Origin of the sequence: Elusimicrobium simillimum (assembly GCF_049639735.1) — a bacterium.
Lineage (GTDB): Bacteria > Elusimicrobiota > Elusimicrobia > Elusimicrobiales > Elusimicrobiaceae > Elusimicrobium > Elusimicrobium simillimum.
Genome location: NZ_JBEVVA010000003.1, coordinates 818,383 through 842,611, shown reverse-complemented (window position 1 = coordinate 842,611; position 24,229 = coordinate 818,383). Strand labels below are relative to the sequence as shown.

At 44.7% G+C, this 24,229-nt stretch carries 19 protein-coding genes; 12 read left to right on the top strand and 7 right to left on the bottom strand.

The window, feature by feature from the left end:
* The first annotated feature begins 137 nt into the window (after window positions 1-137).
* Complete coding sequence (locus AAIR98_RS04840) at window positions 138-6,143, top strand: alpha-2-macroglobulin family protein (RefSeq protein ID WP_423971073.1); 6,006 nt, start codon at window positions 138-140, stop codon at window positions 6,141-6,143.
* 58 nt (window positions 6,144-6,201) lie between these two features.
* Here the strand turns inward: AAIR98_RS04840 and AAIR98_RS04835 are convergent, their stop codons facing one another.
* Window positions 6,202-6,711, bottom strand: coding sequence for a DUF2147 domain-containing protein (locus AAIR98_RS04835; protein ID WP_423971072.1), 510 nt, complete (start codon window positions 6,709-6,711; stop codon window positions 6,202-6,204).
* A 129-nt stretch (window positions 6,712-6,840) separates the two neighbouring features.
* On the opposite strand from AAIR98_RS04835, the gene AAIR98_RS04830 reads away from it, so the two are divergent.
* The 8 genes from AAIR98_RS04830 to def all read left to right on the top strand — a co-directional run bounded on the left by AAIR98_RS04830 (window position 6,841) and on the right by def (window position 14,887).
* Window positions 6,841-7,767: a lysophospholipid acyltransferase family protein gene (locus AAIR98_RS04830; RefSeq protein WP_423971071.1), complete on the top strand. Its 927-nt coding sequence runs from the start codon at window positions 6,841-6,843 to the stop codon at window positions 7,765-7,767.
* Entirely contained in the window at window positions 7,760-8,302 is a 543-nt protein-coding gene (locus AAIR98_RS04825; protein WP_423971070.1) for a D-glycero-alpha-D-manno-heptose-1,7-bisphosphate 7-phosphatase, read from the top strand. The genes AAIR98_RS04830 and AAIR98_RS04825 overlap by 8 nt, the downstream gene beginning before the upstream one ends.
* A complete protein-coding gene (locus tag AAIR98_RS04820; RefSeq protein WP_423971069.1) occupies window positions 8,299-9,390 on the top strand; it encodes a DUF3108 domain-containing protein in 1,092 nt (363 codons plus the stop codon). The genes AAIR98_RS04825 and AAIR98_RS04820 overlap by 4 nt, the downstream gene beginning before the upstream one ends.
* 9 nt (window positions 9,391-9,399) lie before the next feature.
* Entirely contained in the window at window positions 9,400-10,410 is a 1,011-nt protein-coding gene (rfaE1, locus tag AAIR98_RS04815) for a D-glycero-beta-D-manno-heptose-7-phosphate kinase (RefSeq protein WP_423971068.1), read from the top strand.
* A 179-nt stretch (window positions 10,411-10,589) separates the two neighbouring features.
* On the top strand, window positions 10,590-11,324 hold the full coding sequence (gene kdsB / locus AAIR98_RS04810; protein WP_423971067.1) for a 3-deoxy-manno-octulosonate cytidylyltransferase: 735 nt from the start codon (window positions 10,590-10,592) through the stop codon (window positions 11,322-11,324).
* A gap of 70 nt (window positions 11,325-11,394) precedes the next feature.
* Entirely contained in the window at window positions 11,395-12,963 is a 1,569-nt protein-coding gene (locus AAIR98_RS04805) for a CTP synthase (protein WP_423971066.1), read from the top strand.
* 164 nt (window positions 12,964-13,127) lie between these two features.
* A complete protein-coding gene (locus AAIR98_RS04800) occupies window positions 13,128-14,279 on the top strand; it encodes a hypothetical protein (RefSeq protein ID WP_423971065.1) in 1,152 nt (383 codons plus the stop codon).
* A 71-nt stretch (window positions 14,280-14,350) separates the two neighbouring features.
* Complete coding sequence (gene def / locus AAIR98_RS04795) at window positions 14,351-14,887, top strand: peptide deformylase (RefSeq protein WP_423971064.1); 537 nt, start codon at window positions 14,351-14,353, stop codon at window positions 14,885-14,887.
* Between the two features lie 425 nt (window positions 14,888-15,312).
* Here def and AAIR98_RS04790 read toward each other — a convergent pair whose 3' ends face one another.
* The 4 genes from AAIR98_RS04790 to AAIR98_RS04775 all read right to left on the bottom strand — a co-directional run bounded on the left by AAIR98_RS04790 (window position 15,313) and on the right by AAIR98_RS04775 (window position 18,522).
* Window positions 15,313-16,563, bottom strand: coding sequence for an OmpP1/FadL family transporter (locus tag AAIR98_RS04790; protein WP_423971063.1), 1,251 nt, complete (start codon window positions 16,561-16,563; stop codon window positions 15,313-15,315).
* A 173-nt stretch (window positions 16,564-16,736) separates the two neighbouring features.
* Window positions 16,737-17,387, bottom strand: a complete 651-nt coding sequence (locus tag AAIR98_RS04785) for a tetratricopeptide repeat protein (RefSeq protein ID WP_423971062.1) — start codon at window positions 17,385-17,387, stop codon at window positions 16,737-16,739.
* Between the two features lie 443 nt (window positions 17,388-17,830).
* The gene (locus AAIR98_RS04780) at window positions 17,831-18,244 is read right to left on the bottom strand and encodes a hypothetical protein (RefSeq protein ID WP_423971061.1); all 414 of its coding nucleotides are present in this window, start codon (window positions 18,242-18,244) and stop codon (window positions 17,831-17,833) included.
* Between the two features lie 14 nt (window positions 18,245-18,258).
* Entirely contained in the window at window positions 18,259-18,522 is a 264-nt protein-coding gene (locus AAIR98_RS04775; RefSeq protein WP_423971060.1) for a hypothetical protein, read from the bottom strand.
* 290 nt (window positions 18,523-18,812) lie between these two features.
* Between AAIR98_RS04775 and AAIR98_RS04770 the strand changes: the two genes are divergently transcribed.
* Window positions 18,813-19,517, top strand: a complete 705-nt coding sequence (locus AAIR98_RS04770; protein WP_423971059.1) for a helix-turn-helix domain-containing protein — start codon at window positions 18,813-18,815, stop codon at window positions 19,515-19,517.
* A 298-nt stretch (window positions 19,518-19,815) separates the two neighbouring features.
* On the opposite strand, the gene AAIR98_RS04765 is transcribed toward AAIR98_RS04770, so the two are convergent.
* The gene (locus AAIR98_RS04765) at window positions 19,816-20,310 is read right to left on the bottom strand and encodes a type IV pilin protein (RefSeq protein WP_423971058.1); all 495 of its coding nucleotides are present in this window, start codon (window positions 20,308-20,310) and stop codon (window positions 19,816-19,818) included.
* A gap of 8 nt (window positions 20,311-20,318) precedes the next feature.
* Entirely contained in the window at window positions 20,319-22,070 is a 1,752-nt protein-coding gene (gene thrS, locus AAIR98_RS04760; protein WP_423971057.1) for a threonine--tRNA ligase, read from the bottom strand.
* A 60-nt stretch (window positions 22,071-22,130) separates the two neighbouring features.
* On the opposite strand from thrS, the gene AAIR98_RS04755 reads away from it, so the two are divergent.
* Both AAIR98_RS04755 and yajC read left to right on the top strand, forming a co-directional pair.
* A complete protein-coding gene (locus tag AAIR98_RS04755; protein WP_423971056.1) occupies window positions 22,131-23,864 on the top strand; it encodes an LTA synthase family protein in 1,734 nt (577 codons plus the stop codon).
* Between the two features lie 71 nt (window positions 23,865-23,935).
* Window positions 23,936-24,217: a preprotein translocase subunit YajC gene (gene yajC, locus AAIR98_RS04750; protein WP_423971055.1), complete on the top strand. Its 282-nt coding sequence runs from the start codon at window positions 23,936-23,938 to the stop codon at window positions 24,215-24,217.
* Window positions 24,218-24,229 lie beyond the last annotated feature (12 nt).

The following is a 24,229-nucleotide window of genomic DNA, read 5'->3' as shown; positions in this document are numbered from 1 at the left end:
ATCCAAGGAAAGGGCGTTTTTTATTAGTCGTAAAAACCTTTTCATATACCCCCACAAAGTGATTAAAATTTATTATGCTTATGGTATGGCGTTTTGACGTTACAACGCCAATGCAATAATTATCATAAAGAGGGAATATGAAAAAGATACTTTCCGTACTAGCAGCAGCATTTTTTGCTTTAACATCAGCGCAGGGGCAAGACCTGCAAAGCGCCAATAGTGATTTTGACAAAGGCCTTTACACTACAGCCTTAACCAAGTATGAAGCGCTGGTTAACGCGGCCGACCAAGAAACCGCTTTCGCCGCCCGTATAAAAGAAGCGCAAACGCTTTTAGCCCTTGCCAAATATGATACCGCGGCACAAAAAATTTATTCCTACCCGCTGCCTGAAGACAATATATGGAAAGCCAGATTTTTACTCTACCGCTCTTTCGTAGCGTCAGAAGTTACCAAAACCTACGGCCGTTACATGAGCACGGACGAGCAAGAAAATGCCGACGGCACCCAGCTTACCAAAGCCCAGTGGGAAGAGAAAATAGAGCAGGACTATAACGCCCTTTGGGCACTCCGCAGCCAGCTTATCAACGCCGACATTTTAGAAGAAAGCTTAATTTTAAACACAAAAGATATTGACTCAGAAAGAATACCCACCCTCTACGACTTTCTGGTTACCCGCCTGGAATCTTACATATTAGACAAAGTAAACCAGTCAGACATAGTCCCCCTCAAGGCCGAAACTATTATGGGCGATAAATATAAGCAGGCCGCCTCCACAGACTGGAACATTGTGCGCCTTGCCAATATTTATGAGGAATCTTACCAATTTAGAAACAACAGCCTGCGTGAATCCGCCAGAGAGTTTTGGCGTGTGGACAGGGTAATGCTGCCCATAAAGTACCCCCGCTATTTTACTTTCTCTGACGAAGCCGCCGCAAAAAAAGAAGCCGCCGGTTTATTAGCCTCTTGGGCGGAATACGCTAAAACTATAGAAAAGCCCTCTTTCTTTGCCCGTATAGCGGCCACATTCTCGCGCACGTCACATTTTACGCCATACGCCAAGTCTTATGCAGCGCATAACGCTGGTAATATTTATAACGGTATTGAAGAATACGAACAGGCATTTGATGTTTACTCATATTGTTCAACATTAGACAAACAGTCTTACAGCTCGCTTTGCGCGCAAGCCGCGCAAAACATAGCGGCCGAAGTGCTTAACATAGGCAGCACAGAAGCCGCCCCCAACCCTGAGGACATCAACCTGCCGCTTACGCTGCGCAATGTGCCCACAGTATACGGCCGTGTATATAAAACGACCGAGGCCGAACTTAAAAAACTTAACCCCAACTACAGAAGCGACAAAAACTACGGCTACCTCACCGGCATAGACACATACCAAAAAGACGCCGAGCTGGCGGCTATTTTAGCCAAGCAGCCCTACCTCTCTTTTGAGCAGGATTTTGTGTATGACAAAAAGTACGGCTTTTTAAAAGAAGCTAAACTTAAAGTACCGCAGCTTAGTGACCGTGGGTTTTATATTGTGGCGGTATCCACAGACAACGCCTTTGACCCTGCCAATTCCACTATCAAGTTGGGCGTGGTTAATATTACAAACGTAATGCTGGTATCTGTAAAAGGTATACAGGATAACCCGCAAAAATATATTTTTGACTTTGAAAAACCATCGCAAACATATAAGGCGGACTACTTTAAACTCTACACCTTAAACCCCGTTACGGGCGAACCTGTAAAAGGCGCCGATGTAAATTATTACCTGAGAACAAATAGTACAACAACATCCTCTTCCAAACGTACGGACGCTGACGGTGTTGCTAACATAGGCTCAACCTTTAAGCTTGGCAGACATAATGACCTTTACGCCAACTTAAGCCCGCTGGTAAAATATAATGACGCTTACGCGCTGTTAAATTACTCAGATTACTTTAGCCATTACCAGCAGTCCCCCATAAATATTTATATAGAAACTGACCGCGCTATTTACCGCCCGGGGCAAGAAGTTAAAATAAAAGTTATCGCTTTAGAGCGCACCCCAAGAGGCGTGAGAACATACTCCCGCCCCTACCCCGTAAAAATAGAAGTGCGCGACGCTAACTATAAAACAGTCGCCACTCATACGGTTAAGTTAAACAACTTCGGCTCCGCGGTTTATACATATAAAACGCCGGAAACAGGCCTGCTTGGCAACTACGGCATTAACGCTATTATTGACGACAAAGCCTGGGAAGCTAGCGGTTACATCAACTTCTCGGTAGAAGAATATAAACGCCCGGAGTTTGAAGTATCGCTTAAAAACGCCGAGGCTCCCTGGCAGTACAACAGTACGGTAAAAGTGGAGGGCCAGGCAAAATATTATTTTGGCACGGGCGTACAAAACGCCAGAGTTGAGTACAAAGTTCAAAGGCAGGATTATATACCCTACTTCTGGTGGTGGTACCGCTGGATGAACCCGAACTCAGGCACGGAAGAAGTGCTGCAAGGCAAAACAAACGGCGACGCAAGCGGCAACTTCTCGTTCACATTTACACCTGTGGAAAAGCAGTCCAAATACCCCTCCGTCCGCGCTTTACCCTCACGCTATATTGTAACGGTAAACGTATTTGACGACGGCGGCCGCACAATAACCTCAAGCAAAAACTACCTTGCGTCCAAAGACTCACACATGTTTAAGGTAGACATGCCCACAGGCTTCGCCACAGAAAACCAGGAGTATAAATTTGACCTCAGCCTTGTTGACATTAACGAGGGCGTTTACGAAGGCACAGGCACGGTTGAAGTCTACTCTTTAAACAAAGAGTACGACAAAACCAAGTCATCTTTAGAAGAAGCTTTCGCGGACACAAAAGACGCCGCAAAAGTACACAACGCTACGGTTGCTTTTAATAAAACAAAACCCACGCAGGTTACATTGCCCGGTATGAAAGAAGGCGTGTACCGCATAAAAATAAAAGACAGCAAAACACCTGCCGAGCAAACGGTACTGCTTGTTGTAGCGTCCGCCAACCCGCAGCTGCAACTGCCCGCCGTAACCATAGCGGAGCGCAGCACCTATTACCCCGGCGAAACAGCCAAGGTGCTTATAGGTACAGACGCTATAAAAGTGGCTAAACACGCCCATGTAATGCAGGGCAACTTTATGCTAACGGCTACTGCGCTTGGCGCGGGTACCGCTATTTACCAAATACCCGTTACCACGCAGCACAGAGACGGCCTTACACTGCAATGGTTTGGCGTAAGCGATTACAAAACATATACAGGTAAGGTGGACCTTAATGTACCGCATAATGATAAAGAACTTGACGTTAAGTTAACCGCGCCCGAATCCATTGAACCGGGTAAAAACATTAAGCTTACGCTTAGCGCCAAAGACTATCAGGGCAAAGCGGTTAACGCCGAAGCCCTTGTAAAAGTTTATGACCGCTCTTTAGACTATTACGCCACCAATTCATCTGGCTTGTCTACGCAGTCGTTATACCCAAAAATGTCAAATTACAATAACCCGGCGTCATCGTTCTTTAATACATACTACGCTAACTTTACAAATAAAAAGACGCCGCACACGCCATACGTATCGCCCAAACCGCTGCCTGTGTTTGTAATGGAATACGGCTACCGCCATATTTACCCAATGTACGGCGCGGTAATGGAAACTGCCTCTATGGATATGGCCGCGCCTATGATGGCACGCAATACAGCCTCAGTAAAAAGCTCCGCCAGAATGATGAAACAGGAATCAGCGGCAAATGATGACGCTTACCTTGCTGAACCTGAAATGGCGTTTGGCGGCGCGGTTGCAACCGCAGCTGCCGGAGCGGCAGAAAGAGGCGGCGAAGCCAGTGCCGTAAGAACGGACATGTCTGAAACAGCCTACTTTGGCCCGCAGACAGCGGTTACCAATGGCAAAGCGGACATTACATTTAAAATGCCTGAGCGTCTTACCTCATGGCAAATGTCAGCCGTTGTGCTTACGCAAAACGCTTTACTTGGCACGGCCAAAGCGCAGACGGTAACTAAAAAAGACCTTATGGTCCGCCTGGAAATGCCCCGCTTCTTTAGAGAGGGCGACAAAGGGCAGATAAGGGCTATTTTAAGCAATGAAACAAACCAGGATAAGAATGTGGATGTACTGCTTATAGTAAAAGACGGCGGCGACACCGCCATACATAAACTTGGTTTGACCGAGGCAAAAAAGACGGTGCTTGTAAGGGCAAACGCGCAAGCCACTGCTATTTGGGAAACGGAAATAAAAGCCCAGCCCACAACGCTTGGCATTACCGCTACGGCAACATCAGGCAGTCTTAAAGACGGCGAATATAAAGAGCTGCCCATACTGCCCAGCCGCGAACGTCTGGCAGACACCCGTGTAACCGCGCTTAAACAGGGCGACAACACGCTTGAACTGGCCATGCTTAAACACCCTGACCCAACCAGAAGCTATGACTCTATAGCCCTGCAGGTTGACCCTAACCTTATACTGCCGGTGCTTAATTCCATGCCCATGCTGGTGCAGTACCCGTATGAGAACCTGGATTCTTTAATCACCAAATACGTGCCGCTGGCTATTATTAATAAGTTCTATAACAACTACCCGGAACTTAAAAAAGCTGTAGCCAAAATACCTAAGCGTGACACCATTACCCCCCCGTGGGATAATGATAACCCAAGCCGCCTTATGATGTTGTCCGAAACACCGTGGTTATACGAGGCCGAGGGCAGAAAGGTTGAGTACGGCAATATTATTGACCTTTTTGAACCTAAGCTTGTAAACTCTATGGAAAAGAAAACCGTTAAGCGTATAGAAACTTACCAAAATTCAGACGGCGGTTTCCCGTGGTTTAACGGCGGCAAAAGCAGCACCTATATTACACTTTACGTGTTAGACTCACTCTCACACGCGGCTAACTTTGACGTAGCCATACCTGAAAAAATGACCAAGCGCGCAATGACCTATGTATATAACGATATACAAAACGTCATAAAAGATACAGACAACGTCGGCACGCATCAGGTTGTACTCAGCTTGTACGCGGCTTACGTGCTTACCTCTTTCCCGTCAGAATGGAAAGAAACGCAGCAAATACTTAAAGATGTCAAAACCTGGGTAGACTACGCCGCGCAGTACAGGCAGTTTATGACGCCGCTTGGCAAAATATACGCCGCCAATATTTACCACAGGCTTGGCGACAAAGAAAAGTCTGACCAGTACCTTGACGCCGTGCTTGATATCATGACTATAGACGAAACCACAGGCGCGTATTTTACGCCTGAAGAAAGGTCTTGGTTATGGTACAGCGACACACTTGAAAAGCACGCTATCACACTGCAGACGCTGCTTAAGTTAAGGCCGGAAGATAAACGCATTGACGACATGGTTAAATGGATGATGTTTAACCGCAAAGGCACGTCCTGGAGGTCCACCAAAGCGACGGCAAGCGCCGTATACACACTGCTTGACGTTATGCAAAAACGCGGCGCGTTTAAAGAGGACGCCACCTACCAAGTCACCTGGAGCGCCGTCTCTGACAAGCAGACATTTAAGCCCTTTGACTTTGTGGAAAAACCTTTAAGGTATGTAAAAACCGGCCTGGAAGCTAACGACACCTACCTCACGGCGCATGTTAACAAAACAGGCCCGTCGGTAGACTTTGCCTCGCTTACGGCGGTATACTCCACAGACGGCAAAGTGGAAGAGTCCGAGGCAGGCCTGCTTAACGTAAGCAGAAAATATTTCATACGCAAAAAAGAGGGTGACGTGTACAAACTTTTTGACGTCGCCAACGGCCACAAAATAAACGTGGGCGATGAGATAGAGGTGCACCTCACGGTTAAAACAAGCTCACAGTTTGAGTACGTTTTAATTAAAGACGCGCGCCCGGCGGGCTTTGAGGCCGAGACGCTTACCAGCGGCTGGAAATGGGGTACCGACCTTACCAGGTACGAAGAACCCAGAGACTCTATGACAAACTTCTTTGTCAATTGGCTGCCGCACGGCACTTACGTGCTTAAGTACAAACTGCGCCCCACGCTGCCCGGCACCTATAAGGTAGGCGCGGCACAAATACAAAGCATGATGGCGCCGGAGTTTGCCGCGCACTCAGACAACTTTGTGATAACGGTTGAAAAGTAAATTTAACAAAAACACCCCGCTTATTCTGGCGGGGTGTTTTTATTTGCAACAAGATTTTTTATTTAACTTCAGGTATTACCGGGGTAAATTTAGTTATGTCAGGCACGCTAAACCCGGCCGGAAAACCGGCACTGTCAAAGCGTTTCCAGGTTTGGTTTCTGCCAAAGGGTCCTATTTTACCTCTTACTATAAGTTCCCCGTTATCCAGCCACATTTCGGAACTGTAAATTTTACCTTCGGGCGGGTTTAATATTTTGCCGCCTTTGGCTTTGCCGTTTTTGTCTATGGTCATGTTCCATATCATGTCCAGCCCGCAAAAGTACGGGTCGCCTTTTACTTTATCGGCCTTGGTTTGGGGCGCGGCAACGGTTTCTTTTATTGTTTTACCGTCTTCCCGGTAGGTCATAATAATGCGGCCATATAATTTGCCGTCGTTTTCATATACGGCTACTACAGATTTAGGCAGTTTTGTTTTATCGTCTATAGTCTGCCAAAACCCGGTCATTTCCGCCGCGCTTAACGTAACTGCAGTTAACGTAAGCATGGCGGCAAGTATTGTCTTTTTCATGTAGATCTCCTTAATATTAAGCAACCTAGATATTTTACTAAATACATCAGCTTTATCCCCCTCCCACTTTCGAGAGGCCCCAAAGATTTGGCGACGCAAGAGCGGCGGCGTATTTTGTATAATATTTATATGAAACTTGGTAAACGCATATCTTTTTTATCATCCTACCTAGGGCTTAAGACGTTAAAAGCTCTTTTCATCATCCTCCCCTGGAACGCCGCTATTAAACTTGGCATGTTTGGCTGCGCTATAGCCGCCAAAGTCATGGATAAACGCTTTAGAAAAAATATGCAAAGCATCGCTCTAGCTTTTCCCGAGAAGTCTGAACAGGAAGTATATGACATTTGCTACGCCTCATGGCAAAACATGGGCCGCCTGGCCGCAGAGTTTGTAAAATGCGCCGCCATGAGAAAAGAAAATTTACTTAAAAAAGTAGTATTTAAAAACATTCATTATTTAAAAGAGCAAGAAGCTAAAGGCAAAGCCGCCATTATACACACAGGCCACTTTAGCAACTGGGAAATTTTTGGCATCGGCGTAAGCGCTTTGGGCGTTAAAAAGTCCGTCATAGCCGCCGGCGTTAAAAACCCTTATATAGACAAAGAAATTGAACGCATGCGCTGTATGTACGACGGCCAGGTAATTAACTCAGACGACCCGTTTTTTAAAGCGGTAAAAACCCTTAAAAAGGGCATACACCTTGGCATTTTGTCTGACCAAAGCTCTTATAAAAGCGCGGTGTTCCGCAAATTTTTTGGCCGCTACTGCGCCTGTTCCCCCCTTACGCCGCTGCTCTCACTAAAACTGCAAATTGTGGTAATACCAACCAAACTTTATAGAGAAGACGGCAAATTTGTAATTGAGTTTTTAGAACCTATCGTCCCCGCGCCCACATATTCACAGCAGGAAGTGGAAAATTTTATAGACGTGCTTAATAAATATTATGAAGACTGGATAAAAGAAGACCCCTCTGACTGGCTGTGGGCACACAACCGCTGGAAACGCGAGCATGACGCCCCAGAGTATAAGGCGGAGCAGGAGGCTAAACATGGTTAAAGCAGTCTTTTTAGACCGTGACGGCACGGTTATCCAGGAACGCCCCGGGCACTACCTGCATGACCCGGCCGATGTTAAACTTTATAAAAGCACTTTGCCCGCGCTTAAAATGCTCACAGAACTCGGCTACAAACTTTTTATAGTATCCAACCAGTCCGGCATAGGCCGCGGTTATTTTACCGAAGACAAAGTGCATAAAGTGCATGAGCGCATGGCAAAATTAATTAAGCCATATAAATTTGAAGAAATAGTTTTTTGCCCGCACGCCCCCTCTGCCCCGTGTAACTGCCGCAAGCCTAACCCCAAATTAGGCCAACAGCTTATTAAAAAATACAACATTAACCCAGCCGAATCTTTTATGATAGGCGACAAAAAGTCTGATGTTGACTTTGGTATTAACCTGGGTATGCAGAGCGTGCTTGTCAGGACGGCAAACGGCACCAAGCAAATTAAAAAGTACGCAAAAGAGCTTAAATCTGCTAAAATAGCTAATAACTTACTTGGCGCCGCCAAATATATAAAGAGCGTCTCATGAAACAAATGTCCATGGCAATTTTATTGCCAGCTATATTAATAGTAAACGGCTGCTGTTGTAACAACTGTAAACAGCAGGACATCACCCCTCTCCCCCAAAAAACAGAAGTATCAGCGCAAACAGAACCTAAAATAGAAACCCAAATATTAATAGAGTCAGCTGTAATTACAGAACTTTCCGACGGCAGTGTAATTTTAGAAGAAGCTGATGAGGTTTATGTTAATGAGGCCGAGGTTATGACCTCTTCCCCGTTACCCGTGCCCGTTGCCGCGCCTGCGGCCGAGCAAACACCCCCGCCCACAGCCCAAAAACCCGCTATCTCAGAGTCCCACATTACCGACGGCCGTTACATGCACCCTTGGGCGCAAAACCCCATAATAAAAGACGGCGAGGCAGCTTACCCCGCCCCCTGGGCTTATGAAGACATGCAGTTTGGCATACACTACACTTTTATCCGCGCGGGCACAGCCTATATACAGGCGGAGGGCATTACACAAACCTCCTACGGCCCGGCGTACCGCATAAAAACAACGGCAAACTCAGCCAAAGTTATAGACAGCGTTTTTAAGGTGCGCGACATTAACTATTCCTGGATAGGCGTTAAAGACTACAATTCTTACGGCTACTCCCAAAGCATACGCGAGGGCCGCTACGTGCGTGACGAGTGGATAACCTTTGACACCGCCGGCAAAACATACACCGGTTTTCTAAAAAAGAAAGGCGACCCCGAGGCGTTATCAGGCGAACTGCCGGGCGCGGTGCAGGACATGTTAACATCGCTTTTTTACGTGCGCACGCAGGATTTAAGCCAAGGCAAAGATTTTATATTTGACGTAGCTAATAGGGAAAAAACTTACCCCCTAATAGTAAAATTTGTAAAAAAAGAACGCGTTAAAGTGCCTGCGGGCACGTTTGACTGCGTGGTGGTAGAGCCGCAGTTTAGGGGCGAGGGCATTTTTACGCAAAAAGGCAAAAGCCTTAAAGTATGGCTGACAGATGACGAGCGCAAAATACCCGTTAAGATGGAGACAGAAGTTTTTATAGGCCACGTCAGCGCGTCGCTTGAAAAATATTCACTAAGAAAATAGGACAATGTTATGGAAAACATAAAAACACAAAGACTTGAAGAAATATTAAACGATTTCAAAGACCAGCCCGTAGTGGTGGTGGGCGACGTTATGCTAGACCACTTTATAAGAGGTTCCGTCACACGCATTTCCCCCGAGGCCCCGGTGCCTGTTGTAAACGTAAACAAAGAATATTACGTGGCCGGCGGCGCGGGCAACGTGGCCGTTAACCTGGCGGCGCTGGGTGCTAAACCTGTGCTGCTTTCCGTAGTGGGCCAGGACAGAAGCGGAGAGGACCTTATCAACTTTTTATTTTCCAAAGGCGTGGATACCAGCTTTATGGAGTCAGACACTTCCCGCCCCACAACACAAAAAATAAGAGTGTTAGCGGAGAACCAGCAGATAGTGCGCTTTGACCGCGAAAGTAAAAACTCCATCCCGGCCGCCATCGGCAAAAGCTGTATTGAGAACTTTAGGTTTTTAGCAAAAACAGCCAAGGGCGTTGTACTGTCAGACTACGGCAAAGGCATGCTCTCAGACTCTAACATTAAAACAATTATTGATATTTGTAACGAACACAACATACCTGTATGCGTGGACCCTAAAATAGAAAACTTTTTAAAATACAAAAATATTACCTGCATGACGCCAAACACCAAAGAAGCCTTTGAGGGCATGGGCGTGCCGCAGGTATCGGACGAAGAAGTGATATTAAACCTTGGCGAAAAGATACTTAAAAAATTAGACGCCGCCTCCATCCTCATAACCAGAGGCGCCGAAGGCATGAGTTTATTTGAAAAAGAAAAAGGCAAAACCAAAATTTCCACAGTACGCGCCACGGCGCAGGAAGTGTTTGACGTTACCGGCGCGGGCGATACCGTTATCTCTGTATTTACGCTGGCACTGGCTGTCAAAGCCACATTTAAAGAAGCCGCCGTACTGGCCAACTACGCCGCAGGCATAGTGGTGGGCAAAGTAGGCACGGCAACGGCGACACCTGAAGAAATTAAACAAGTTTTAGCAGGCAAAGCCTGTAAGTAAGTTGTAGTTCTCCTCTCCCTCTTAGGGGAGAGGGTAGGGTGAGGGTGATTTACACAAATATTTTGCCGTATAACCTAGGTAAAATATCTAATTTTATAAAAACATAAGCACCCTCACCTGCTCGCTTTGCTCACTTCCTCTCCCCTAAAAGGGCGAGGAAATAAAAAAAGGCAAAAGATATGAAAGACACTTTAATAGTAATACCGGCCCGTTATGGGTCCACCCGTTTAAAGGGTAAACTGCTTGAGGAAATAGACGGTAAAACCATTATAGAACATGTGTGGCGCGCGGCAGTGGCCTCGCAAGCGGGCGAAGTGCTGATTGCAACGGAATCACAGGTTATAGTAGACCTGTGCGCCAAATTCGGCGCCAAAGCCGTGCTTACCAGCGCTGAACACCAGAGCGGCACAGACCGTATTTATGAAGCAATAAAAAACCGTACAGAAGCTTTTATTATTAACGTGCAGGGTGACGAGCCTTTTGTAGACCCCATGACTATTAAAAATGTAGCCCAGGCTCTCAAAGGCAATGAGATTGTCGACATTTCCACCGCCTGCTACCCAACTTTTGACGAAGAAAAAATAAACAACCCAAACGCCGTTAAAGCTGTACTGGCTAAAAATAACAGAGCGTTGTATTTTTCCCGCTCCGCCGTGCCTTACAAAAGAGAATTAACGGCAGAAAGCAAAAAGGTGCCGTACTATATACACTGCGGTATTTACGGGTACAAAAGGTCCGCGTTGGACCGTTTTGTCAGTCTTCCCCCCAGCAATTTAGAAACGCTGGAACGCCTGGAACAGTTAAGAGCGCTTGAAGACGGCATGATTATCAAATCTATCATAATAAAAGAGGCCGGCCCGGCTATAGACACCGCGGCGGACCTGGAAGCGGCAAGAAAGTATTCTAAAAAGTAAACGTCATAACACCAAACACCGCGCACAGATGTGCGGCGGCAGATTTTATTTATTTTAAAAAGGAGAATGTATGTCAAAGTTTATTTTTGTAACAGGCGGCGTTGTAAGTTCCCTCGGTAAAGGTATAGCCGGGGCCAGTATAGGTAAATTACTGCAATTAAACGGTTTTAAGGTTAACATGATTAAGTGCGACCCGTACCTTAACGTTGACCCGGGTAATATGAGCCCGTTCCAGCACGGCGAGGTATTTGTAACATCAGACGGCGTGGAGACTGACCTTGACCTTGGTTATTATGAAAGATTTTTAGATGTGCACACCACCCGCGCCAACACTAACACAGCCGGCAATATTTATTTAACCGTGCTTGACCGTGAGAGAAAAGGCCAGTACAACGGCGCCACGGTACAGGTTATCCCGCATATTACAGACGAAATTAAAAAACGTTTTACCGCTTTTGAAAAAGACTACGACATAACCATAATAGAAATAGGCGGCACGGTTGGCGATATTGAAAGCTTGCCTTTTATTGAAGCGGCCCGCCAGCTTAAACTTGAACGCCCCGGCAAAGTGTTAAGCGCGCATTTAACGCTGGTGCCCTACATTTCTTCTTCAGACGAACTTAAAACAAAACCCACACAGCATTCTGTCATTAAACTGCGTGAGTTTGGTATTACGCCAGACATACTGTTCTGCCGCGCCGACAGACCGCTGTCAGACGATATTAAAGGCAAAATATCGCTTTTCTGCTCTGTCCCCAAAGACGCTGTTATAGAAGCGGGCAATAAATCCTCCATTTACCTGGTGCCCGAAAACTTTTACAGGCAAGGCGCAGATAAACAGATTATGAAAATGCTTGGCCTTAAGCCCAAACAGAAATTTGACACCACATGGTTCAAATTTATCAATGAAAACCTGGAACATAAAGAAACAGTTGATATAGCGTTGGTAGGCAAATATTCTGACCTTAAAGACGCTTACAAATCAGTTAATGAATCTATTTTCCTTTCCGGCATGAGCAACAAGGTTAACGTTAATCTTATCTACGTAAACGCCGAGAAAGATAATATTGAAGAATCTCTCAAAAACGTGCAAGGCATTTTAATACCGGGCGGTTTTGGCCAGCGTGGTATGGAGGGCAAAATAAAAGCGGTTGAATACGCCAGACACTCCAGAAAGCCTTTACTTGGCCTGTGCGTTGGCATGCAGTGCATTTTGCTTGAGGGCGCCAGAAGAGCGGGCCTTAAAGGTGCTGACAGCGTGGAGTTCAACCCCAAAACACCGCACCCGATAATAAGGCTTATGGAAGAATATAAAGAAGACAGGCCCCGCATAGGCAGCCACCCTATTAAAGTAACAGAGGGCAGCAAAGCCCATCAGGTCTACGGCGGCACGGATATTGACGAACGCCACCGCCACCGCTACACATTCAACACAAAATACAAAGATATTTTGGAGGGTGAAGACCTTAGCATAAGCGGCTGGAGCAAAGGCGACGTGGCGGAAATTGTGGAGATTAAAAGCCACCCGTTCTTTATAGGCGTGCAGTACCACCCGGAGTTTGGTTCACGCCCCATGAAGCCGCACCCGCTGTTTAAAGAATTTATAGCGGCAGCAAAAAAATATAAACATAAAAAATAAAATTGAACCCCGCGCAAAACGCGGGGTTTTTTATTCCCCTCGTAAATCTAAATTTTTTAACCTCAACTAATTACCCCAAAAGACCTATCCTCCGCTGGGCCTTTTGGCCCTAGTAAAGCACCGCCACCGCGCGTAAAATATTAATAGAACTTGCGGAGGCGGTTATGTTAAAAAAATTATGTACTGCAGTATTATCACTTTTTCTTATTCACGCCACGGTACCCGCCGCAGCGCAAAACTATACACAAGCACAAATAGATGAAGTAGTACAGTTAAAAAAAGACGCCAAAAATTGGAAGTTTATGAAAGAGGATTTAAAGCAACTTTCAAAAAGCGGCAAAATAGCCCTTGCCACAGGCGCGATAACAGCAGTTGACGCCGCGCTCATGGGCGAGTTACAGGCAAAAGTTTTACAGCTGGCCGATAAATATTATAAAAGAAATTTTTTGGCCGAGCTTAGCAAAACCCGCAAACCTTTAAGCTCCTTTATTAACAAATCTCTTGCGGCCGACAAAGTGTATTATGACGATGTATTTAAAATATTTGTACGCGACGGTCAAACCGCCGCCGCCAAAAACTTTAAAGAAGCGCTTAAACTTATGCCTGACGCGCAGGCATACCTTAACGCACACGCGGACTACCCCACACTTACACAAGAAAATATAGCTAAACTTAAAAAACTCTACCCCGCCAAGACAGAAATTCAAATAGCTAACGACGTAAAATATTTTATAAATATAAACAAGGCCGACGCCATTTTAACAGAAGTAAACACGGCGCAAAAGCTTAACGCTATAGCGCGCGGTTTACCAAACGGCACAACACTGCCGGCGGTTGTTAACCAGCGTGTGGGCGCGGCTTCTGAAAATATGCTTTACGCCATGCGCGCGATAGACGGCACGCCGCAGTACAGTCAATTATTTAAACTACAGGGCACCATGCATGAGCTTAAGTCTTTTCGTTATAGCAGACTTGGGCATTTAAAATCACTTACGCGCGGCCACCCATACATAATAGTGGTACCAGTAGTGGGCATAATGCTTTACGACGCTATTACAAGCGGCGTTACCAAAAATATGCCCGCAAATTTACGCGCTGAGATAGAAAAGGACGAATACTATATAATAGACCAAATGACACCGCAGCATATACTCAAATATCACCTTAAAGACATGCTTACACTGCAAGCCTTGACAGGTACTCTGTACACAGACTCGCCCGAAGCTAAGGCTGAAATTATAACAATGCTGGTTGAAGAGAATGCGCAACAAAACCACCTTGAAAAAACCAAAAAAAATATAAAAAAATATTTTTAGCTGCGATTGCAGTCCACCTCTAAACAACCCCGGCTTAAGCCGGGGTTGTTTTTATTTGATAGAATGTATATATGGCTATAAGAAAAATTGTTAAATACGGCGATGACATTTTAAAAGAAAAACTTAAACCCGTTGACTTTAAAGAACTGGAACCAATTCTCCCGGAACTTTTAAAGGATATGGAGGATACCTGCATTGCCGCCGCCGGCGCGGGCCTGGCCGCCAATCAAATTGGCCTTAGGCACCGCATAGCAATTATATTGGTACCAGAGAAAGACAAACTTAAAAAAGGCGAAATGCAAACATATAAGCGTTTTGTGCTTATTAACCCAAAAATAATTTCTAAAGCAGGTGAGATTATAGAGGAAGAAGGCTGTCTCTCTTTCCCCGGGTTATATGTGGAAGTGCCGCGCGCCAGAGAAATTACTGTAAGGTTTACCAACGAAAAGGGCCTGCCTATGGAAGCCAGAGTGGGCGGTTTTTTAGCCAAAGCATTCCAACATGAAATAGACCATTTAGACGGCAAAGTATTTATAGACCACGCCGACCCTGCCATAAAACCCGCTTTAAAAAAAGAACTTAAAACATTATCTAAAAACTGGTCGTAGAGATACGTAGACCAAAAACAAATTTAAACCGCCTTTGATGAAAATCAAAGGCGGTTTTTATAAGTGTTGTGAAAATACTATTTCCGTTTGTTAAAGTTTCTAATAGCACCCCCGCCTGCTTTGCCGCATTTTGCTTCGCAAAAAAAAACAACGCGGCAAAACTTCCTCCCCCCTAAAAGGGGGAGGAAACCATAAATGCCGTGGAGCCGTATTCCTCTGTGCCGTTATAAGTGCTGTTATATAATGGGCTGTTCCGGGGCCCCGAAGATTTGAGTGCAGTTTGGTTTTTTCTTGCTTTCAGCACACTTGCGCGAGGAGCCCAAGGGGCGGACGGGGTATGTTGAAAGCAAGAAAAAGCCAAAATGTGCCAAATATTTGGGGATTAAAAAGCCCCGCCGTTTTGGCGGGGCTTTTTAGTTAAAACATTATTTCTTTAAAGGTTTGGAACCTAAAGCGTATTTAACTGAGAGGCCTATCATATGGCTGGACGCGCCTTCATACTTCATATAAGCGCCGTTTTTGTTTTTACCGGTAAGATCGCTTATTAAAAGGTAAGAATAGGAAACGTCTATGCCCATACCGCTGTCATGGTTGTAGCCTACGCCGACGCTGAAAATGTTTCTGTCGTCCGCGGGGACTAAGGTGTCCATAAAGTCAGGGTTAATGGGAGACTGGTCATATACATAACCTGCTCTTAAATCCCAATTTTTATTAAGTGAATATTCCGCGCCTAAGCTGAAGCGGAAAACATCTTTATAGTTTTTATATTCATTTAAGTAGCCTTGTGAGAGATTGTCATAGTCAATTTTTAACTGGCTGTAAGAACTCCAGAAAATGCCCATAATATCAGCTTCTATTACCATCTTATCATTAGGTTTAAAAGCAAGGCCGAAGGCAAGCTGGTCAGGCAATGTTAAAGCAGCCTGAGCGCCGCCTGTGGGGACAGGACCGTAAGAACTGGTTACGTCGCCTGTGGCAACGTGTCTTGTTTTGGTTCTATAAGTTAAAGCGGCGGCCCATTGTTCCGCCCATGAGGGTGCGTAATGCAAGCCAAAGTTACCGCCCCATGTTATGGAGTCACCTTTAATTTTCATAGCGGGCCCGCCGAAGTATTTTTCTTCTTCGAACTTTAACATCATAATATCAAGACCCATGGCAAAAGACAAGTCGTCCGTTACCTTAACCGCTATGTTAGGGTTAAAAGAATAGGTAACAAGGTCAACCGTGTAGGCTTCGCCCTGTAACATGGCGCTTGTCCATGTTTTATGGTCTTTATACTTGCCGCCCAAGCCGTACCTGGGGAAAAGGCCTAAGCCTAAAAACACGTCGTCTCTCAGCTGTTGAGTAAAATAAAAAGTGGGTAAATAAAACGCGCCAGTTTCTAAATCTCTCTTTTGGTTGCCCGCAGGACCGCCGATAGTTGTGGAACCGTCCACAATTACAGCCGTAATACCTGCCTGCATATGTGTGCCCTCAAGCTGTGTGATAAGGGCAGGGTTGGAAGCGATGGAAGCGGGTTCCGCCTTGTTGGCCATAACCGCGCCGCCCATGGCGTTGCCTCTTGCACTGTACTCATAAAGAGCAAACCCCGCACCCTGAGCCATGCTGGCCGTAAGGAACGGGAGTAAAACAAATACTGCTTTGAACAACTTTGACATATTATCTTTTATACGCATACTTCTCCTTTTTGTTGTAGCGAAGATACACATCATACAGTTATGCTTAACCGTACTATTAAATTATACTATTTTTGCTATTTGGGCTTCCTCTATAAGATTAGTTAGATAAATTTTGATTAACAAAAAAATATCCCCCGGCTTTAACGCCGGGGGATATTTATAAAAACATTTTACTTTACAAGTTCTTTAAGTTTGTTAACGGCAAAAGTACCAAAGTAAGTCCCGGAGTACCTTGCCTCAAGTATTTTGTAATTATCTATAGCGGGCTGCTTAAGGCCGGAAAGTTCCTGGCTGAGCGCCAATGTTAAATACGCCTGGGCAACGGCAAAGTGGTTGGGATACTTTGTTATAAACTCGTTAGCGGCTTTTACAGACTGCTCGTAATTTTCCATAGCCTGGTAAGACACGGCTAAAGAAAGCTGCGCGGCGGCGGCCATGTCGATATTTTTAGAGGCGGCTACCTCTGTAAAAAGCGGCACGGCGGCGGCGTAGTCGCCCTCGCTAAACAAGCGGTCCGCCTTGTAATACTGCGCGTAAAGCGCGGCGCTTGATTTGGGAAATTTTTCTGACACAAGGTCAAGTGAGTTTATATCGCCAAACATAACGGCCATGTAAAGCTCTTTCCAGGAGTTTTCCTGTTTTACGTGGTGGCGCCATGTGCATATGCCAAAGCCGCCCCCCACAATTGCTATAACAAGCACACAAGTTAAAATAACTTTTTTATGTGCGGTAAATACACGGTAGAGTTTAACCAACAACCCTGTAATATAATCATGTTCAAAATGATTTACTGTTTCTTTTTTAAGATGTTTCTTAGCCATAGACTAATTATATATTATTTTTAATTTCATGAGGAGTTATATAAAAAATCTTACGCTTTTTCCTCATTATAAAGCTTATAATAGCACCCTCACCTGCTTTGCCGCATTTTGCTTTGCAAAAAACAACGCGGCAAAACTTCCTCTACATACTTGATATATGCATGCTACGCTATCCCCTAAAAGGGAGAGGAAAAAAATAATAAGTGCTGTTGTAGAACAAAATTTTCACAGGAGTTTGAGCGGCTTTTGAACTTTTTTACTTGCAGCACACTTGGTGCGGGAACACGGTGGGTGTGTTGCAAGTAAAAAAGTTCAAAAGCCGCCAAAATCCGAAGAAAATTTAGACCGCTGATGAAACTCAAGCGAACACAGAGAGCGAAATAGCCGGAACGCGAAGCGCAAAAAATCCCCTGCGTAATAATACGCAGGGGTATTCATACCACTTATGCTAGTGCTACTTTGGAGGAGGGTACATATGGCTGTAAGGAAGTAATCTGATAAGTAAAAGGAAGTGTTCTGATAAGTAAGTCACACTCGTGCATAAGGCTGATATCATTAAAAATGTCGGCGACGTTAACTCCGCGTGATGTTAAAACACTTCTTATTATCATGGCAAAATCATGTACCTGCGTTAAATTGTCTTTATCTTCACAATGACGCCAGAAGTCAACATAATCGTTCCCTATAAGCCGTACTCCGCTTTGCCACCACAACTGCGGCACTATTTTTTCTTTCTTATATAGCTTCGCGCATTTTAGGGAATATTTATAAGACGCCGTTTCTATAGAATGTAAAGACTCTAGCTTAGCTCTGCTGATATTTTTGACTAAAAACCATCTGGCTGTAAGATAATCCATTTAAACCCTCCACATTATTTGTTGTCGATTTTTTTTATGTCTGTTTTCCAAACTTTACCCTTTCCCGTCTTTACCGCCCAACCTCCTTTTATGCTGTAATTGCCTATAACAAAACTGGGTACGCCAGTGAAGTATTCTTTTAAAGCGGAGTCTATATCCTGAAATTCTTTTACCTTGGGCAGCAAAGCTTCCCTGCGTTTTAACAACTCATGAATAAAAAAATATAAATCCGCCCCATTACCTGCTTTCGTCTTAGTGTTTTTAATTTTTCCCCCCATTTTTTCCCTCTTTTTACGGCTTGCTGCGGGGGAGTTGGTGCCGCGTTTTAGCAGCGCTCTGAAATCTCAGAGTTTAGGAGAGCCGTCTCGCCCATATAAACCCTTTCATATGGGCATAGCCCGCAGCCGTACCGTTTTTTAATTAATACGATCTAAACTAAAATCGTATCAAATCTGATAAGATTGTATCAGATAAGATTTAAAATGTCAAGTTTTCCACGTAAAAATATGATAAAATATTGATACAATCTGATTAATAAGCCGTAAAATTCTCTATTAAAGGGGCTGATATGACACTAGGAGAAAAAATAGAGTTCCACCGTAAAAAACTTGGCCTGACCAAGGTTAAGCTGGCACAAAAAATAGGACTTAAAAACTCAAGCGCTATTTCGCAATGGGTAAAAGACCGCTGGCCCCCCAATGTGGAAAACATAGCCCGCCTGGCGGACGTATTTTCTGTACCTACCACAGAGCTTATAAGCGACGAGCCTTCCGCCGCGGAACTTCTTTACCAAAAGCATAACCAGCTTTACAGCAAAGTAAAAAATCTAAAGTTGACAGAGGGCGTGCGCGACAGCGCGGCCTCTTATTTGTCAGACAACAGCCCATACCCTCAATATACCAGCACTGTCAGGCATATATCTATAAAAGAGTCTGTAAGTGAAAACATGTTTGAGATACCTATGTATTCATACGAGGGTTACCTGCCGCTGCTTTTAGAAACTAACGAGGACATAGCCCCTTTTGCCGTAAAGGTAGGCACGGCAAGCGTTTACAGCGGCGCCCAGCCGGGGGAATACATTATTATAAGGCCGACAGATAAAGTAACAACCAACAAAACCGCTCTTGTTAAACTTAATGATAAGTACTGCATAAGACAGATAGTATTTGATAAAGAAAATGTAACCCTTAAAGACGGCAAAAAACATTCCACAGTAAAAAAAGCCGATATAGAAATAGCCGGCCAGGTAGTAGCATTTTTACGTTTGCCCTAACGGTATTTTAAATATAAAAATATAATATTCCTCTCCCTCTTAGGGGATAGCGTAGCATGCATATATCAAGTATGTAGAGGAAGTTTTTTGCGTCTTCTGCCGCACAGCGGCATGCAAAAAATAGGTGAGGGTACTGCTGTAGTTTATATAAAAAAGCACTTTATTTTATAACAACATATATTTGTGTACATTACCCTCACCCTGCTCGCATACACTCGCTTCCCTCTCCCCTAAAAGGGTGAGGGAGTACAATAAAAATCCCCTCACAAATTGTGAGGGGATTTTTTAATATAAAAAATTATCTTTGTATAAGCCAAACCTGGCCGCTATGACCCGCTATAGGGTCTGCTCCGCCTAAGGACTTACATACTTTAGTCCAAGCGGCGTCCCCTCTGTCCAAACAAACTATATCCCCCGCTTTTGCGTTTTTGTGCATTGTTCCGTCTACAAACACAATGTCTAAAGCAGCTTCATATCTAGAGGGCGCCTGCGCTCTGGTAAGGTCCATCTGCACTAACTCACCATTAGATTTATTACAGTAACCATACGGAGAGTCCAAAGTTACCGTTTTGCAGTTTAAATCTATATCAAGCTCTGAAAAGTCATTTGTAAATGCCCCGTTAGCCAGAAAATATATTTGTTGGGCTTTTTCAATAGCGTCAAGCTCCAGGATAACCCCGGCAAATCTTGATTTACGTACGGCAGCCTGATAATTAGGTAGCGCAATAGCGGCAAGAATACCAATTATAAGCACCACAACAAGCAACTCTATTAAAGTGAACCCTTTTTTCATTATTTCCTCTATTTATATAAGTTTTCAAGTGACTTTGTTTCTACCTCTTTTTTAAGAGTATTGATAAAGTCCTCAGGAGTTACACCCTCCACGTTTTTGCCGCTTCTAAGACGCAGGGTAAGAACATTGTTTTCCTGTTCTTTGGCGCCTATGACTACGGTGTAAGGTGTTTTTTGCAGGTGAGCCTCGCGTATTTTAAGGCCAAGCTTTTCAGGTCTGGCGTCTAAATGCACACGTAAGCCGGCCAGCTTCATTTTTGCCGTTAATTCTTTAGCATAATCCAACTGGTCGTCGGTCAACGTAGCCACGCAAACCTGCACCGGGGAAAGCCACAGCGGGAACAGCCCGGCGTAGTGCTCAATAAGCACGCCTAAAAACCTTTCTATAGACCCAAGCAGCGCCCTATGCACCATCAGCGGGCGCTTGCGCCCGTCGTTAGAAACGTACTCAAGGTTAAACTTCTCGGGCAGGTTAAAGTCAAACTGTATGGTGGAAAGCTGCCAAAAGCGGCCGATAGCGTCCATAACTTTTATGTCAATTTTAGGGCCGTAGAAGGCCGCTTCGCCGGCGTGCGTGGTAAAGGGGACATTGTTCTTTTTAAGCACTGCCTCCAGCGCGCCCTGTGCGGCGTGCCAGTCTTCGGCTTTGCCTGTGTAATTTTCAGGCTTGGTTTCGTCCCAGGTGGAAAGCTCTACCGAGAACTTTTCAAAACCAAAAGTTTTCATTACAAGCATGGCAAAGTTAAAGCAGTCTTCTATCTCGCCGTTCATTTGCTCCGGAGTGCAGAAAATGTGCGCGTCGTCCTGTGTAAAGCCGCGTACACGCAGCAAACCGTGCACCACTCCGCTGCGTTCATAGCGGTAAACTGTGCCAAGCTCGGCCAGTCTTACAGGCAGGTCGCGGTAGCTTCTGAGGTGCGAGTTATAAATAGCTATATGGAAAGGGCAATTCATGGGTTTAAGCTGGTACTGCTGCTCGTCCACTTCTATCGGCTTAAACATGTTTTCGCCGTAGAAACTGGCATGTCCGCTTTTTTCCCACAAGTGCAGGCGGGCAATATGCGGAGAGTAAACCATGTCATAACCATGTTTAATATTTTCGTCTTTTATCCAATCTTCCACAACCTTACGCAGCATACCGCCCTTGGGGTGCATGAGAATAAGCCCCGGGCCGATGTCTTCATTAATGCTAAAAAGGTCAAGCTCCGTACCAAGTTTACGGTGGTCGCGCTTAGCGGCCTCTTCCTGCTGTTTTATATATGCGTTAAGGGCGTCTTTAGTTTCAAACGCCAGGCCGTATATGCGCTGCAGCATAGGGCGGGTTTCATCGCCTTTCCAGTAAGCGCCTGCGATATGCGTTAGTTTAAAATTATTTATTTGGCCGGTGTGCTCCACGTGCGGGCCTTTACAAAGGTCCACAAAATCGCCGTTAGTATAAATAGAAACAGTATCGCCTTCAAGCGCGTCTATAAGTTCTATTTTAAAGTGTTCGCCGCGCTCAGTAAAAAGTTTTTTAGCTTCTTCTTTAGATAGAGTTTTGCACTCAAAAGGCTGTTTGGATTTGATGATTTCTTTCATCTTATCGCTGATAGCTTTTAAATCTTCAGGCGCGAATTTATGTTCGGACTGAAAATCATAATAAAACCCGTTGTCGATAGCGGGGCCTATCCCCAGGCGCGTGCCGGGGTAAAGCGTTTGCACGGCAGCAGCCAAAATATGTGAGAGTGAGTGTCTTGCGGTTTGTAGGTCAATATTTGCCATAAAAAATTCCTCTAAAAAGATATAATAAATTATACCAATTTTATTAAGTAAGAGGACGGCATGAAAATAGTACGGCTTATATTAGAAGACTTTTACCACTCTTTAAAATCTGATTTTAAACTTTTATTTGTACTCTCTATCCCCGGCGTTGTGCTTATACTATACGGCCTTTACCAGCTGGAAAGTTTTACCGCGGGCGCGGTTATAATAGGCGGCCTGCAAAAGTTTGCCGTTGAGTTTTTATTTTTAGCATTCTTCCTTTACCTTCTTCATTTTTTTGGCCTGCGTAATAAGTGGGCGTACAGTTTGCTGTTTTTATGTTATATAGTTGTGCTGTCGGCCGATGTTACGCTGCTTATGTATTTTAAAGAACGCTTTGGCGTAAAATATATGCAAACGCTTGAGGGCGGCGAATATAATTTTATGAGCGACTGGCGTGTAATGACATACTTATTTTTTATAGCCGCTTACTCTATAGTACCCATTCAACGCTGGATGAAAAATATTTCCAAACCGCAAGCCTTGGACAAGCTTGTAAAAACAGCCATACTTATACCTTTTACATTCATACCTTTTTATAATATATTGCCAGCATCACAAGCGTTTTTTGTCAAACACATGCTGCCCGTATCGCCTGTTTATATAATAAAGGGCGCGTTGGCCCCGCAACAAACCATGCTTACCGCGCTTACGCCGCAAACGGAACTTTTGGCTGAGAAATATAGTCTTTTTACTGATACGGCCGCCACACATAACACCCCAAAATTTGACCGTGTGATACTGTTAACTACGGAAGCCATGTCCAACAAGTTTATACGCGCTTTTAACCCCAATTTACCAGAAGACGCTTCCCCCACTTTAGACGCTTTAGCCGCCAAATACCCGCACACAATGCTGCGCCCGGGCGCGCTTTCCACTTTATACGGCCTAACCGCCATATTTACAGGCCACCCAAACGCAAAACTAAGTTATGAAAACAACTATCCTCTTTCATTTGTAAAACAACTTAAAGACAACGGCTACGCAACCGCTTTTATACGCGGAGCGGATGAAGAATATATGGACGAGCACGTCCACTTTCAAAAAGCGGGTTTTGAGCAAATTTACGGCGCCAGATACTTTGCCAAACTGCCGCAGTACAAAGACTCTGTAGCCTGGTGGGGCTTGACGGACCGTAAGCTTTTTGACTTCGCTATTGATTATCTTAAAGAGAACAAAAACAAAAAACTTTTCTTAAATATCCTTACCGTGGACACGCACGTGCCTACCGGCAGGGAAAAATACTTAGGCCAAACATACCCCCCCGCGCCAAAGCAAGCCTATTACAATGAACGCAATATGGCACGCGCGTTTTGGATGTATGATTATGACCTGGGTTTATTTATAGAACGCCTTGAAAAAGAAAATATTTTAGACGATAAAACACTGCTTATCATAACCGGGGACCACCCGTTCTACAACACAATAAGCTTTAGCAAACTTGTCAAACCTTATAAAGAAGAGTTTGACTTCCTGCCTGTTATTTTTGTTTCCAAGAGTCTTATCACAACCCCTTTAACGCAAAATTCCTACGCCTCGCAAACAGACTTGGGGCCGACTATACTTGAGCTGACGGGTTTTAATAAACCGCGCGGTATGTTTGGCAAAAGTTTGTTTGATAACGCGGACAGGACATTATTTGACGTTAAAGAGGACTACATTGTTATCAAAGACGCCAACGGCACGGTTATCACACCCATGCAGACGGCTAAGAAAAATGATATTACGGCGCTGGTTAATACTTTTTTAAAGTAAAACACGCCCTAATATGTTAAAATTTCTTTGATAATATTTATATAAGTTAAATATTTTAGGAGGTTGTAAATATGGAAAACGCAGCAGCGGGCTCGGGCATGAACATGATGTTAATGTTCTTTGCCATAGCCATACTCGTGTTTGTAATATTTTCAGGCCGCGGCGAGAAAAAACGCGCCGAAGCCATGAAACAAACTTTGGACAATTTGAAAAAAGACGACAAAGTTGTCATTATGGGCGGCATAGTAGGTACGGTTGCCGGCTTTAAAGACGATATGGTCGAAATTAAAATCTCAGAAAACAACAAGATGACAGTGCTCAAAAGCGGCATAGTCAGAGTTCTTGGTAAATAAGGAGCATTGTTA

Excerpts from the sequence above, each read along its gene's own strand:
- thrS (WP_423971057.1), bottom strand. The coding sequence starts at position 22,070 with ATGGCAAATATTGACCTACAAACCGCAAGACACTCACTCTCACATATT.
- kdsB (WP_423971067.1), top strand. The coding sequence starts at position 10,590 with ATGAAAGACACTTTAATAGTAATACCGGCCCGTTATGGGTCCACCCGT.
- AAIR98_RS04820 (WP_423971069.1), top strand. The coding sequence starts at position 8,299 with ATGAAACAAATGTCCATGGCAATTTTATTGCCAGCTATATTAATAGTA.
- AAIR98_RS04800 (WP_423971065.1), top strand. The coding sequence starts at position 13,128 with ATGTTAAAAAAATTATGTACTGCAGTATTATCACTTTTTCTTATTCAC.
- AAIR98_RS04775 (WP_423971060.1), bottom strand. The coding sequence starts at position 18,522 with ATGGGGGGAAAAATTAAAAACACTAAGACGAAAGCAGGTAATGGGGCG.
- AAIR98_RS04835 (WP_423971072.1), bottom strand. The coding sequence starts at position 6,711 with ATGAAAAAGACAATACTTGCCGCCATGCTTACGTTAACTGCAGTTACG.
- yajC (WP_423971055.1), top strand. The coding sequence starts at position 23,936 with ATGGAAAACGCAGCAGCGGGCTCGGGCATGAACATGATGTTAATGTTC.
- rfaE1 (WP_423971068.1), top strand. The coding sequence starts at position 9,400 with ATGGAAAACATAAAAACACAAAGACTTGAAGAAATATTAAACGATTTC.
- AAIR98_RS04840 (WP_423971073.1), top strand. The coding sequence starts at position 138 with ATGAAAAAGATACTTTCCGTACTAGCAGCAGCATTTTTTGCTTTAACA.
- AAIR98_RS04785 (WP_423971062.1), bottom strand. The coding sequence starts at position 17,387 with ATGGCTAAGAAACATCTTAAAAAAGAAACAGTAAATCATTTTGAACAT.
- AAIR98_RS04765 (WP_423971058.1), bottom strand. The coding sequence starts at position 20,310 with ATGAAAAAAGGGTTCACTTTAATAGAGTTGCTTGTTGTGGTGCTTATA.
- AAIR98_RS04755 (WP_423971056.1), top strand. The coding sequence starts at position 22,131 with ATGAAAATAGTACGGCTTATATTAGAAGACTTTTACCACTCTTTAAAA.
- def (WP_423971064.1), top strand. The coding sequence starts at position 14,351 with ATGGCTATAAGAAAAATTGTTAAATACGGCGATGACATTTTAAAAGAA.
- AAIR98_RS04770 (WP_423971059.1), top strand. The coding sequence starts at position 18,813 with ATGACACTAGGAGAAAAAATAGAGTTCCACCGTAAAAAACTTGGCCTG.
- AAIR98_RS04790 (WP_423971063.1), bottom strand. The coding sequence starts at position 16,563 with ATGCGTATAAAAGATAATATGTCAAAGTTGTTCAAAGCAGTATTTGTT.
- AAIR98_RS04805 (WP_423971066.1), top strand. The coding sequence starts at position 11,395 with ATGTCAAAGTTTATTTTTGTAACAGGCGGCGTTGTAAGTTCCCTCGGT.
- AAIR98_RS04830 (WP_423971071.1), top strand. The coding sequence starts at position 6,841 with ATGAAACTTGGTAAACGCATATCTTTTTTATCATCCTACCTAGGGCTT.
- AAIR98_RS04825 (WP_423971070.1), top strand. The coding sequence starts at position 7,760 with ATGGTTAAAGCAGTCTTTTTAGACCGTGACGGCACGGTTATCCAGGAA.
- AAIR98_RS04780 (WP_423971061.1), bottom strand. The coding sequence starts at position 18,244 with ATGGATTATCTTACAGCCAGATGGTTTTTAGTCAAAAATATCAGCAGA.